General features: G+C 73.3%; 11 protein-coding genes. 4 read left to right on the top strand and 7 right to left on the bottom strand.

Going from position 1 to position 12,608, the window contains the following annotated elements; all coding sequences use genetic code 11:
* The first annotated feature begins 101 nt into the window (after nt 1-101).
* The 3 genes from CSC66_RS03500 to CSC66_RS03490 are packed head-to-tail and all read left to right on the top strand — an operon-like array spanning nt 102 to nt 3,153.
* The gene (locus CSC66_RS03500; RefSeq protein WP_162375997.1) at nt 102-1,442 is read left to right on the top strand and encodes a phosphate ABC transporter substrate-binding/OmpA family protein; all 1,341 of its coding nucleotides are present in this window, start codon (nt 102-104) and stop codon (nt 1,440-1,442) included.
* 51 nt (nt 1,443-1,493) lie between these two features.
* On the top strand, nt 1,494-2,372 hold the full coding sequence (locus CSC66_RS03495; protein WP_162375996.1) for a methylglyoxal synthase: 879 nt from the start codon (nt 1,494-1,496) through the stop codon (nt 2,370-2,372).
* A 19-nt stretch (nt 2,373-2,391) separates the two neighbouring features.
* Nucleotides 2,392-3,153: an NRDE family protein gene (locus CSC66_RS03490; RefSeq protein ID WP_162375995.1), complete on the top strand. Its 762-nt coding sequence runs from the start codon at nt 2,392-2,394 to the stop codon at nt 3,151-3,153.
* Here the strand turns inward: CSC66_RS03490 and CSC66_RS03485 are convergent, their stop codons facing one another.
* Both CSC66_RS03485 and CSC66_RS03480 read right to left on the bottom strand, forming a co-directional pair.
* Nucleotides 3,154-5,058 (bottom strand): GAF domain-containing protein, encoded by a 1,905-nt coding sequence (locus CSC66_RS03485; RefSeq protein WP_162375994.1) that lies wholly within the window; start codon nt 5,056-5,058, stop codon nt 3,154-3,156.
* Nucleotides 5,055-5,597 carry a biliverdin-producing heme oxygenase gene (locus tag CSC66_RS03480; protein WP_238394274.1) on the bottom strand — a complete coding sequence of 181 codons (543 nt, stop codon included), beginning with the start codon at nt 5,595-5,597 and terminating at the stop codon, nt 5,055-5,057. Before CSC66_RS03480 ends, CSC66_RS03485 begins: the two co-directional genes overlap by 4 nt.
* A gap of 220 nt (nt 5,598-5,817) precedes the next feature.
* Here CSC66_RS03480 and CSC66_RS03475 point away from each other — a divergent pair, with 220 nt between their 5' ends.
* Entirely contained in the window at nt 5,818-6,246 is a 429-nt protein-coding gene (locus CSC66_RS03475) for a PepSY domain-containing protein (protein ID WP_162375992.1), read from the top strand.
* Between the two features lie 173 nt (nt 6,247-6,419).
* On the opposite strand, the gene CSC66_RS03470 is transcribed toward CSC66_RS03475, so the two are convergent.
* From CSC66_RS03470 to folE, 5 genes are all read right to left on the bottom strand, one after another.
* The gene (locus CSC66_RS03470) at nt 6,420-7,661 is read right to left on the bottom strand and encodes a TCR/Tet family MFS transporter (protein WP_238394251.1); all 1,242 of its coding nucleotides are present in this window, start codon (nt 7,659-7,661) and stop codon (nt 6,420-6,422) included.
* Between the two features lie 195 nt (nt 7,662-7,856).
* Nucleotides 7,857-10,001: a lytic murein transglycosylase gene (locus tag CSC66_RS03465; protein ID WP_449301473.1), complete on the bottom strand. Its 2,145-nt coding sequence runs from the start codon at nt 9,999-10,001 to the stop codon at nt 7,857-7,859.
* 119 nt (nt 10,002-10,120) lie between these two features.
* Complete coding sequence (locus CSC66_RS03460; RefSeq protein ID WP_162375990.1) at nt 10,121-11,437, bottom strand: serine hydrolase domain-containing protein; 1,317 nt, start codon at nt 11,435-11,437, stop codon at nt 10,121-10,123.
* An 86-nt stretch (nt 11,438-11,523) separates the two neighbouring features.
* On the bottom strand, nt 11,524-11,919 hold the full coding sequence (locus CSC66_RS03455; protein ID WP_162375989.1) for a YchJ family protein: 396 nt from the start codon (nt 11,917-11,919) through the stop codon (nt 11,524-11,526).
* An 8-nt stretch (nt 11,920-11,927) separates the two neighbouring features.
* Nucleotides 11,928-12,524 (bottom strand): GTP cyclohydrolase I FolE, encoded by a 597-nt coding sequence (gene folE, locus CSC66_RS03450; RefSeq protein ID WP_162375988.1) that lies wholly within the window; start codon nt 12,522-12,524, stop codon nt 11,928-11,930.
* Between the last annotated feature and the right edge of the window lie 84 nt (nt 12,525-12,608).

Here is a 12,608-nt window from a genome sequence, read left to right as displayed (position 1 = left end):
CGCCGCACGGTCGCCGGTCGTACGCGCGGCGCGATCGCGCGGGTCATCGCGCTGTCATCGATGCTGGCCACACTCCCGGCGCTTCGCGACAGGGGATTGGCATGACCGGATTGATCGCACGCGCGGCATTCGCGCTGCTGGCATTGGCTGCGGGCGCGACCACCGCACACGCCCAGGATGACGTCGAGCGCCTGCGCATCCACGGCTCGAACTCGATCGGCGACACGCTGATGCCGGCGCTGGTCGAGGACTGGTTGCGCTCGATCGAGTACACCGGCCTGCGCCGCGTGCCGCGCGCGCCGGCACTGATGGAGATCCACGCCGAGCGCGATGGCACGCCGCTGGTGGTGGAGATCGGCAAGCGCGGCGCCGCCGCCGGCTTCGCCGCGCTGGTCAAGGGCGAGGCGGAGCTGGCGATGCTGGCGCGGCCGCCGAGCGCGCGCGAGCGCGAGGACGGCTGGCAGCTCGGCGACCTGGCCTCGCCGGACCAGGAGTTCGTGCTCGCGCTCAACGGCGCGGCGGTGGTCGTGCATCGCGACAACCCCTTGCAGCGGATCGACATGGCCCAGCTGCGTGCGCTGCTGGGCGGCGAAGTGCGCGACTGGTCGCAACTGGGCGGCCGCCAGGCACCGCTGCGCCTGCACGGCGGGCCGGCGCACGGCGGGCTGGACGATTTCCTGCGCGAGCGGGTGACGGCAGCCCGCGCGCCGCGCGCCTCGATCCAGCGCCATCCGGACCTGCGTTCCGCCGCGCGCGCGGTGGCCCGCGACCCCGGCGCACTGGCCATCGTCGAACTGACCACGCCGCTGCCCCGGGAGCTGCGCTCGCTGGCGGTCGCCGACGGTGGCGTCGCGGTGCCGGCCGATGCCGCCGGCGTCGGCAGCCGCGACTATCCACTGGTGCGCCCGTACACCGTGTATGGCGGCCAGATGATGTCCGCGCTGGGGCGCAGCTTCGCGCTCTACACGGTCACTGCACGCGCGCAGCAGGTGGTCCGCCGGCAGGGCCTGGTCGCGCTGGATCCGGCGCTGCCATCGACGGCCGCACCGGTCGAGGCGGAAGGCCTGCCGGCCGACTACCGCGCGGCGATCGACGGCGCGCAGCGCCTGCCGCTGGCGCTGCGCTTCAACCTCAAGTCGCTGACCACGATCTACGACAGCTATTCGGCCCAGCAGCTGGAACGGCTGGTGGCCTGGATGAAGCGGCCGGAGAACCGCGGCCGCAGCCTGAGCGTGGTCGGCTTCGCCAGCGCCGACCCGACCGCGCGCCTGTTCGCGACCATGACCAGCACCAACCGCGCCGACATCGTCGCCGCCTACCTGGTGGAGAACGGGATCAGCGTGCAGCGCACGCGCGGGCTGGGCGCGGCGCGGCCGCTGGCGGCCGGCGATGGCGAAGCGGCGCGCCAGCGCAACGAGCGCGTGGAGTTGTGGCTGCTCTAGCGCGGCGGGCGGTTAGACTGGCGTTCCCGCCGCACCGACGGAACGCCAGCCATGCGCCTGGGCCTCGCCGCCAACCGCCTGCACCACGCCACCGAGGACGCCGCACTGTTCCGCTGGCTGCGCGCCAGCCAGGCCGGCATCCGCGAACTGGGGCTGGAGCTGCACGCGGTCGGCCGCACCCATGATGCGATCGCCGCGGCCGGCATGCTCGCCGGCCATGCCGGGCTGAAGCGCTATCCCTACGGGCGCGAAGGCGGGCTGATGAAGCTGGTCGCCGAAGTCGTGGGCATGGAAGGCGACGCGCGCACGCTGGACGGCGCGATCTACCTCATCGATCCGGTCGACCCGTCCTCGATCTTCCCCGAAGCGGTGGCGCTCAAGCGCCAGTGCGTGATCCACGGCAAGCCCTTCATTTCCACCGTGTCCAGCGCCCGCGACTGGATCGAGAACGAGCGCATCCTCGCCGGGCTGGCGCCGGATCCGGGTGCCGACCGCCTGCACGCGTTCGAGTCGCAGACACTGGCGATGATCGCCCACGACGCGATGAAGCCGCAGATGCTGGCCTTCGCGTCGGAGCACTACGACCTGCTGTCGCGCTTCGCCCGGCGCGTGGCCACCGGCACCACCGGCCAGCGCCTCAACGAGATGGCCTGGAGCCGCGGCTGGCCGCAGGACACGCCCTGGGTGCACCGCTTCCTCAGCGGGCCGATGGGCGGCGACGCGCAGATCGCCGACCTGGTGCTGGAGCGCCGCTGCCAGCGCGCGGTGTTCTTCGAGGATCCGCACGTGGCCCGCCAGCACGAGGCCGACATCCAGCTGCTCGAGCGCGCGGTGACGACCGTGACCGACGAGGCGGTGTGCATCACCTCGCCGGCGGTGGCCGCGCGCTGGGTCGCCGCCGCGCGCCGCCGCGCGTCGATGCGCGCCTGACCACCGCAGGCCTGCCGCCATGTGCGTGGTCGCCTTCGCCTGGAACGCGCATCCGCGCTGGCGCCTGCTGCTGGCCGGCAACCGCGACGAGTTCCACGCGCGCCCGACCGCGGCCCTGGCCGCGTGGGACGACGGCTCCGGCATCGTCGCCGGCCGCGACCTGGAAGCCGGCGGCACCTGGCTCGGCGTGGACGGACGCGGCCGCTGCGCACTGGTGACCAACGTGCGCGACCTGCGCGCGCCGCAGGACGGGCTGTCGCGCGGCCTGCTCGCCAGCGACTACCTGCGCGGCGGCGAAGGCGCGGCGATGCGCGCCCGGGCATTGCAGGCCGACGCCCCGGCGTACCGCCCCTTCAACCTGCTGCTCGCCGACGCCCAGGAATGCACCTGGACCGGCAACCTGCCGCACCCGCGCATGGCCCATCCCGGCCCCGGCGTGCACGTGCTGTCCAACGCGCAGCTCGACACGCCGTGGCCGAAGGCGGTCGCGCTCGGCGCCGCGCTGCGCCGCTGGATCGATGCCGGCGGCGACGACGACTTCGCGCCGCTGTTCGCCGCACTCGCCGACGAAACCCGCTGGCCCGATGCGCGACTGCCCGACACCGGCATCGGGCTGGAGCGCGAGCGCTGGCTGTCGTCGGCCTTCATCCGCGGCGACGACTACGGCACCCGGTCCAGCACGGTGGTCGCGCTGGACCGCGACGGCGGGGGCGTGATCGTCGAGGCCCGCTGGGGACCGATGGGCGTGCCGCTCGGCCAGTCGCGGCTCGAACTGCGCTAGCTAGCGGCCGACTTCCGGCCGCGGATCCGCTTCGCGCAGCTGCAACAGCCAGTGCTGGGCGTCATCGCCAGCCTGCAGCGGCTCGAACTCGAACAGCCAGTCGCGCAGCACGCCATCGTCGCGCTGCAACGGCAGGCATTCGCCGAAGGCGCGGTTTTCGCCCAGTCGCTGCTCCACCCGCGCGGCGGCCATCGATGCCGACAGCACCGGCTCCAGCGATGCCAGCGCCTGGCCGATCAGCGCGGTGGTGCCGGAGCCGCTGGCCCGGGCGAACGCGGGGTTGGCGAATGCCAGCCGGCTGCTGGCCGGCGACCCGGCGCGCTCGATGATCGCCACGCCGTGGCGCATGTGGGTGAGGGTGGCTTCCATCAGCGCCAGGTCCTGGCGGTCGCGCTTGCGCTCCATCAGCTCGATCAGCAGGCGCAGGCTGCGCGCCGATTCCAGGTGCAGCGGCGACCACGGCCGCGCGCGGCCGCGCACGATGTCCTGCCACAGCTCGAAGCTCTTGCGTGGCGACAGCCCGGCGCCGGGGATGTCGGCCAGCTTGGACAGCGCGGGGTTGCCGGCCCAGTTCACGGTCCGCACCTGTTCCCGGCGCGTCCACAGCAACGCACTGCGCGCCTTGGGCGCCAGCGGCACGTACACGAGCCCGGCCGCATCGGGCGCCAGGTCGGCCAGCTGCGGAAAGGCCTCGCCGATCGCGTCCACGTGCAGCACGCCGGTGGCGTCGCCGGCGCGCGCCGACGCGGCTGCCTCCATCGCCTCGCGGATCCGCGCCAGCGACGCTTCGTCCGGGAGCGCGCCGTGGCGGCTGACGCGGTCGCCATGGAATACCGCCACGCCGTCGGCGTCGACCACGTCGATCAGGTGCGGCGCCAGGCCGTCGAGGATCTCCGGGGTGAAGGCCTCTGCCTCGGAGAACGCCGTGATCAGCTTCTCGCGCACGGTCAGCAGCACCTCCTCGTCGGCCAGGCGCTCGATCGCGGCCAGGCTGCCCACGCGCGCGGCCAGCGCCTGGCTGATCGCCTCGCAGGCGTCGCGCAGCGGCGCGTCGATGAAGCGCGGCTGGTAGTGGTGGCAGGCGACCAGGCCCCAGAGCTGGTTGTTGACCACCAGCGATGCCACCAGGGTCGCGGCCACGCCCATGTTGGCCAGGTATTCGCAGTGCACGGGCGAGACGCTGCGCACCGCCACGTCGCTCAGGTCCACCGGCTGCCCGTCGCGCGGGTCGAGCAGCGGCTCGATCGGCACCGGCACGTAGCCGACATCGACGATCTGGCGGACGCGCATGCGCAGGTACAGCGCGCGCGCCTGCACCGGGATGTCGCTGGCCGGGTAGTGCAGGCCGAGGTAGCTCTCGAGCCCGGCGCGGTGGACTTCGGCGATCACGTCGCCGTGCCAGTGCTCGTCGAAGCGGTAGACCATGACCCGGTCGTAGCCGGTCAGCGCCCGGATCTCCGCGGCGGCGTGGTGCGCGGCCAGGGCGATGCTGCCGGCGCGGTCGATCTGGCGCTGCGCACGCAGGGCGTCGGTCAGCGCCAGCGACGAAGCCCCGCGCGCCGGCTCCAGTTCCAGCAGCCAATGGCGTGGATACAAGTGCCAGACCGCGTTCCAGCCGATGTCGCCGGTCTGCACCAGCGTGCAGGGCGCCACGGGGACGTGGACGACGCCCTCGGTCGGGCGCAGCCACGCGGCCTGCCCGGGATCGACCTGCAACAGCGCGCCGAACTGCTCGCCGGCCACGCGGCCGACGCCGTCGGTCAGCACGGCGCAGGCATTGGCGCTTGCCTGCAGCACGCGGCCGTCGGCCGGATCGACCACCAGCAGCACGCCGTGCGGCTGGATCGATCCGGGGATGTGGATCGGTTCGCGCGCGCAGGCGTCGAGGTCGGGCGGTCCGGTCATGCGCGAGCGCCGGCAAGGTGGTGGTGGAAGTGGGCTAACAATGCGCGCGCGCCGTCGACCGCGCGGGCAAGCGCGGAGGCATCGCGCAGGTGCCGCTCGAGCAGGGCCAAGAAGCGCGGCCATTCCTGGCCCGGTGGCGTTGCGGCGCCGAAGTGCCGCAGGGCGCCGGCCAGCTCCGGCCGGGTGCGGCGCAGGTGCCGGGCGATCACCTGGCCACCCAGCGCCGAGCCTTCCACGACATAGAGCATGCCCCAGCCGCTGGCGTCGTCGTCCACCCGGGGCGCCGGCATCGGCGCACCGTCCGGCGCTCCGGCCTGCAACCAGTCCAGGTCGGCCTGCAATGCCGGCGCGCGCGGCCGGTAGGTCCACGCCTGCGCCCGCAGCCAGTCCGCGTTCGCCTGCTCCCAGCCGGCATGGATGCGCCACTGCCGGCGCAGCACGTCGGTGTAGGTCGAAGGGTCGATGTCGGCGGACATCAGTGCACGCATCAGCGGCAGCGACTCCACCGCCCTGTGTGCGGGATGCGTGGCCGTGCGCAGTGCGGCCGCGGCTCCGGCCGAGCGTGCGCTGCGTGTGCGGGTGGCCGTGCTGGCGACTGCGGTTTCACTCGTCGGGGCGCCAGCGTAACAGCCGCCCTGGCGTGGACTTGCAGCCCGGCATTCACGCCGCTGAACGGTGCCGGTATCGACATCGCCGCGTTCACCGGACCCTGAGGTGGGCCGGTGCAGGGTGGGCGTCCCCAACCTTCCGGAGAACGACATGACGCTGCGCCCCCTTGCCATCGCCCTGCTTTCCCTGGCCACCGTCCCCGCCGCCTTCGCCGCCGAGAAGGCCGCGTCGTTGACCGAGCCGCAGGTGCGCGAACTGCTGACCAAGCAGGGCTACACCCGCATCGACGACCTCGAGTTCGAGGACGGCATGTGGGAAACCGATGCCACCAGCGCCGACGGCAACCGCATCGACCTGCGCGTCGACGCCACCGGCAAGGTCTATGCCGAGGACGTCGTCTCCAACCTCACCGCCGACGACGTCAAGGCCAAGGTGACCGCCGCCGGCTACTCGAAGGTGCATGACGTGGATTACGACGACGGCGTGTGGAAGGCCGACGCCGAGCGCGACGACGGCAAGAACATCGAAGTGCGCGTCGACGCGAAGGACGGCCGCATCCTGGCCGTGGACAACGACTGACGCACGTGCCGGCGGCCACCCACGCGTGGCCGCCGGCGACGCGCATTGTAAGAGCCGATCCTCATCGGCGACCCGAGGCAGTCGGGCACCCGAACCACCGGTAATGCAGGCGTCACCGCTTCCCGCGCGATGCTGCGACCGGCGGCGCCCGTGTCGCCGATAAGGATCGGCTCCTACGCAGGCGCGGGATGCCGCGGGGCGTGGCGCCAACCGACGAACCACGCGCAGGCCAGCAACAGGGCCGCCAGCAGCCATGGCGCCCCCGGCACCTGCGCTGGCGCATCCGCACCGACGAAGACCGCGAACACGTTGGCGAACACCAGCGGCCCGGCGATGCCGGCCAGGCTGGTCAGGCTCATCAGCGCGCCCTGGATGCGCCCCTGGACCTCCGGCCCCACCTGGCGCGTGATCAGCGCCTGCGTCGCCGGCGCGGCCAACGCCCACAACGCACTCACCGGCAAGCCGACGAGGAACAGCCAGCCGTGGCCGGCCAGGCCGTAGATGACGAAGCCGGCCACGCCGCAGGCCAGGCCGAGCAGCAGCGTGCGCCGCTCGCCGATCGCCCGGACCGTGCGCCCGACCAGGCCCACGTTGACGATGATGCTGAGCACGCCCACCGCCGCCAGCACCCAGCTCACCTCGCGCGGCCCCCACCGGTAGCGGTAGTCGGCGAACAGCACGAAGATGCTCGGGTACACGTAGTGGGCCAGGTTGGCCAGGAACACCACCGCCGCCAGGCCGAACACCTGCGGATACGCGCGCAGCAGCACCAGCGCCCCGAACGGATTGGCGTGGGCCGCGTCGAACCGCGGCGAGCGCCGCTCCGGCGGCAGCGACTCGGGCAGCACGAACCACCCGTAGAGGAAGTTCAGCAGCGCCAGCCCCGCGGCGAACCAGAACGGCAGGCGCAGGTCGATGCCGCCCAGCCAGCCGCCGATCAGCGGGCCGATCACGAAACCCAGGCCGAACGCGGCGCCGATCATGCCGTAGCTCTTCGCGCGCCGGTCCGGCGGGGTGACGTCGGCGATGTATGCGTTGGCGGTGGTGAAGCTGGCCGAGAAGATGCCGGAGATGATCCGACCGGCCAGCAGCATCGGCAGCGAACTGGCCAGCGCCATGAACACGAAGTCCAGGCCCAGGCCCAGGCACGACAGCAGGATCACCGGGCGCCGCCCGTAGCGGTCCGACAGCGCGCCCTGCACCGGGGTGGAGACGAACTGCACCGCCGCGAAGACCATGCCGAACACGCCGACCCAGCGCGCGGCGCTGGCGATGTCGCCGCCGGTGAACGCCTCCACCAGGTGCGGCAGCACCGGGATGATCACGCCGAAGGCCAGCACGTCGATCAGCACGGTGACGAAGATGAAGGCCAGCGCCGCGCGCCGCGCGGCCGGCCGATGCAGGGAGGGGTCCACGCTTACGTCCTGTGTGTGCGGGTCATCGTCGCGTCATCTGCCCGAGTGCGCGCGGCAGCCCGAAGGCGCGAAGTGTACGGCCCCGCCACCTATCCGTGCCTGATGGATGTAGGAGCCGATCCTCATCGGCGACACCGATGTCGCGGATGATCGCGGCTGACCGAACGTTACGGAGTCGCCGATGAGGATCGGCTCCTACAACGGCGCCGCCGAGATCGTCTGGACCAAGGTGTGGGTGGCGCCCGGCGCCAGTTCGACCACGTCGGGGCCGGCGTTGGCCGCTTCCAGGCAGACGAACTCGCGCCAGTGCGGGCCGACGTCGGCCATGCGCGCGGCACCGGCCTCGCCCGGGTTCCACACCACCGCGCTGCGCCCGCCGTCCACCTGCAGGTCGATCCGCCGGCGCAGGCCCGGGTCGACCAGGCGGTAGCTGCCGCCGGCGCCGGGGAACAGGCGGTCGGCGCGGCCCGGGTCGCGCGGATCGTGCAGGTCCCAGTGGCCCTGCTGCACGTGCGCATTGCCGCCGTCGTTCTTGTCGAGGAAGGTCAGCCCGTCCAGGCCCTCGATCCGCACCTTGGCCGCGTCGCCGACCCGGAAATAGTTGTGCAGCGCTTCGGTGAAGCGCACCGGCTGCGTCCCCGCATTGGTCGTCGACAGGCGCTGCTCCAGGGTGCGGCCGATGCGCAGCTGCATGCGCAGGCGCAGCGCCAGGTCCTGCAGCGGCGGCGGTTCCAGCTCGAGCACCACGGTGCCATCGGCTTCGCGGCTCGCGGCGACCAGCTGCCACGGCACGGTGCGGACGAAGCCGTGCGCGGGCACCTCGTTCGACTGGCCCTGGCGGCCGAAGTACGGCCAGCACACGGGGGTGCCGCCGCGGATCGGGGTCGGCAGCTCCGCCCGCAACGGCGACAGCCAGAACACGTCCTGCTGCCCGGTAGGCGCGAACGAGACCACCTGCCCGCCGAACAGCGAGACCGCCGCCGTGGCCAGCGGCGTGTCCACCAGCAAGGCGTCCAGTCCGTGGTGCTTGCCGAGGCTGAGGCCGGGAACATCCTGCATCTTCACTGTCCTTCGGGTGGTGGGCGAGGGCGACTGCACCAGCGTCGCGTAAGCGGGCGGGAGCCCGAACGCCGTGGCCGGCGCGGGCGCGGGCGGGGCTGCGGCACGCAGGGCCGCCAGGATGCGCTGGCCGGCGCGGCCATCGGCCGGCTGCAGTCCCAGCTGCGCCTGCTCGGCGGCGATCGCCCGCCGGGTGGCGGTGCCGACCATGCCGTCGACCGCGCCGATGTCGTGGCCGCGCGCGAGCAGCAACGCCTGCAGCTCGCGGCGCTGCGCGCGCGACAGGCCCGGATCGTCGGTCGGCCAGGCGGCGACGATCCCCGCGCCGCCGCGCAGGCGGTCGGCCAGCGTGGCGATGGCCAGGGCGTAGCTCTCGGCGGCGTTGTACGAATAGATCGCGTCGTAGTTGCGGAACACCAGGAACGCCGGCCCGTCGCGGCCGGCCGGCAGCAGCAGCGCACTGCGTGCGTCGCTGGCCGCGATCGCGCTCCCGTCGGCCCGGGCGATGCCCCGCGCCACCCAGTCCGACAGCGGCCGGCGCGCGGTGCGCCCGGCCAGCGATGCGTCGAACCCCGGCGGCAGCTTGACCTCGTAGCCCCACGGTTCGCCCGTGCGCCAGCCGGCCCGCTGCAGGTAATGGGCGGTGGAGGCCAACGCATCGGGCACGCTGGCGACCAGGTCGCGGCGGCCATCGCCGTCGCCATCGACCGCGATGCGCGCGTAGGTGCTCGGAATGAACTGGGTCTGCCCGAACGCGCCCGCCCACGATCCGGTCAACTGCGGATCGGACAGGTCGCCCGCCTGGAGCAACGACAGCAGGGCGAGGAACTCGCCGCGGAAGAAGTCCTGGCGCCGGCCCTCGCAGGCCAGCGTGGCCAGCGACACCCGCAGCGGGCGCTTGCCGGTGATGCGGCCGTAGTCGCTCTCCACGCCCCACACCGCCACCACCGTCTCCGGATCGACGCCGTACTGGGCCTGCAGGCGCGCCAGCAGGTCGCGACGGGTCGCCAGCATCGCCCTGCCGTCGGCCACGCGCTGGTCGTCGACGAGCCCGGCCAGGTAGTCCCAGATCGGCGTGGTGAACTCCGGCTGCGCGTCGAGCAGCGGCAGCACCGTGCGATCGGGCTGCAGGTCGGCGGTGTAGCGCGCGAACGTGGCCGCATCGACGCCGCGCGCGGCGGCCTGCGGCTGCATCGCCGCCAGGCAGCGCTGGAAGGCCGCGTCCTGCGCGCACAGCGGCAACGGCAGCGCCAGCAGCAGCGCGAGAACCGGGGCGGAAATGCGGAGTGGAAAGGTGGGGGCGTGCACGGCTGCCGTCTCCATGGCCTGCGGTGCATTCTAGGACGCGCGGCATGGCCGGCGTTCACGGCGCCGCCAACGCACGCGCGCACGCGCCGCGCTCAGTCCGCGTGGGCAGCCGCTTTTACCGCCGCTGGCACCTGCAGCAGTTCCTGCGCCAGCCGCAGGGCGGTGTCCTGCACCTGCGCGCGGCCGTCGCTGGAGTTCGCCATCACCGCCACCGCCAGCCCCTGTTCCGGCACCAGCAGCAGGAAGGCGGCGGCGCCGGCCTGGCTGCCGCCGTGGTGGACCACCTGCAACGGCCGGCCGTCGACGAACAGGCGCGTCGATTCGTCCACCCGCCAGCCCAGCGCGTAGTTCTGCGGGTTGGCGCTGCCGTCGGCCAGCGGCTGCACGGTCCACATCCGCCGGACGCCGTCCGCCGACAGCAGCCGGCCGTCCTGCAACGCGAGGCCGAAGCGCGCCAGGTCGGTCGGCGTGGACACCAGGCCGCCGCCGGCGATGCGGAAGCTCGAATCGACCGGGCGCGCCGCGGTGTAGCGGTCGCCCTGGCCCACGTAGAAGGCGACCCGGTCGGGCATCGCGCCGGGCGTGTCGACCGCGGTCCCGGTCATGCCGGCCGGCGCGAACACCTGCGCGGCCAGCAGCGCCGGGAACGGCCGCCCCGCCGCGCCCTCCAGCAGCCGCGACAGCAGCGAGTAACCGAAGGTGGAGTACTGGAAGCCCGCGCCCGGCGCGAAGCGCAGGCGGTCGCCGGCGAACAGCGCCAGCCCGGCCTCCACGCTCGGATAGTGCCGCTGCGAGTTGGCCTCGAACCAGCCCGGCCACCACCAGCCCCAGGGCATCGGCGAGTAATGGCGGACGCCACCGGTGTGCGAGGCCAGCTGCCGCGCGGTCAGCGGCGCCAGGCCCGGGGGCAGGCCGGACACCACCTCGGCGCCGGGCGCGTCGAGGTCGAGCGCGCCGGCTTCGGCCAGGCGCATCATCGCCACTGCGGTGATCGGCTTGGCGATGCTGCCGGTGCGATAGCGCGAAGCCACGCCCGCCGCCTGGCGGCGATCGATGTCGGCCCAGCCGCTGGCGCCGGCCCAGTCCAGTCCATCGGTGCGCGCTACCGCCGCCGACAGCGACGGCAGGCCGGAGGTGCTGCGGGCGTCGCGCACGATCGCCATCAACCGCGTGGCCAGCGCCGGATCCATGGCCGGCGCGGCGCGCTGCTGCTCCTGCGCCGTGCCCACCCCGGGCAGGGTGGCGCGCGGCCAGCTCCAGCGGGCGTGGTAGGCCAGCGTCGGCGCCGCCAGGACCAGCAGCAACAGCGCCAGCCAGGCCAGGCCGCGCAACAGGCGGCGCAGGAACCGGCGCGGCGCGTGCCTGCCCGGCGCGGGCGGCGTGGCCGCAGGGGTGCTGTCGCTGTTCATCCTGCGCCTTCCCGGTGCCGTGGTGCACCCACTCTAGGTCGGGACGGGTCCGGCGTGACCTGCCGGAAGTCAACAGATGCGGCCGCTCAGCGCAGGTCGCCGTCGCGGTAGAACCAGCGCCCGTCGATGCGCTCGAAGCGGCTGCGCTCGACCAGGCGCTGGGCGCGGCCACCGCCGACGCGGAAGCGGGCGACGAATTCGACCTCGGCCGTGTCCTGCCCGGTGGCGCGGTGCGATTTCAGCTCCAGGCCGAGCCAGGCGGTGCGCGCGCCGGGCGCGTCGTCCAGGCCCAGTTCGTCCGCCGGTGGGCGCGTGGCGGGATGCCAGGTGGCGAGCAGGTAATCGCGCCGCTTGAGCACGTAGGCGCTGTAGCGCGACCGCATCAACGCCTGCGCATCCGGCGCCGGCTCGCCGGCGTGCCAGCGGCCGCAGCACTGCGGATACGCCTGGCCGCTGCCGCATGGACAGGCCTGCACCGCCATCGGCGCGCTCAGCGCCGGCCGCTTTCGATGAAGCGCAGGAACTCGGCGCGCGTGCGCGCGTCCTCGCGGAAGCTGCCGAGCATCTTCGAGGTCACCATGCTCACCCCGCGCTTGTGGATGCCGCGGGTGGTCATGCACTCGTGGGTGCCCTCGACGACCACGCCCACGCCCAGCGGGTGCAGGACGTCCTGGATGCACTGGGCGATCTGCGCGGTCATCTTCTCCTGCACCTGGAAGCGGCGCGCGTAGGCCTCGACCACGCGCGCCAGCTTGCTGATCCCCACCACCTTGCCGTCCGGCAGGTAGCCGACATGGACGCGGCCGATGATCGGCGCCATATGGTGCTCGCAATGGCTTTCGTACTCGATGTCGCGCAGCACGATCATCTCGTCGTAGCCGGCCACTTCCTCGAAGGTGCGCTCCAGGTAGGCACGCGGATCCTCGCGGTAGCCGCTGAACCAGTCGCCGTAGGCCTCGGCCACGCGCTTGGGCGTGTCCAGCAGGCCCTCGCGCGCGGGATCCTCGCCGGCCCAGCGCAGCAGGGTGCGCACGGCCTCTTCGGCCTGGTCCCGGGTGACGGGGGCGGAGCTGTCCTGGTCGGTCATGGCGGGGTACCGATGGCGAAGGGGGTGCATCGTACCCGAGTCATACGCATGGCTCCGCCGGGCGGATGCCCCCGGACGGCCCGG

The organism is Pseudoxanthomonas kaohsiungensis, assembly GCF_010211765.1.
GTDB lineage: Bacteria > Pseudomonadota > Gammaproteobacteria > Xanthomonadales > Xanthomonadaceae > Pseudoxanthomonas > Pseudoxanthomonas kaohsiungensis.
This window is presented reverse-complemented; position numbering and strand designations above follow the sequence as displayed.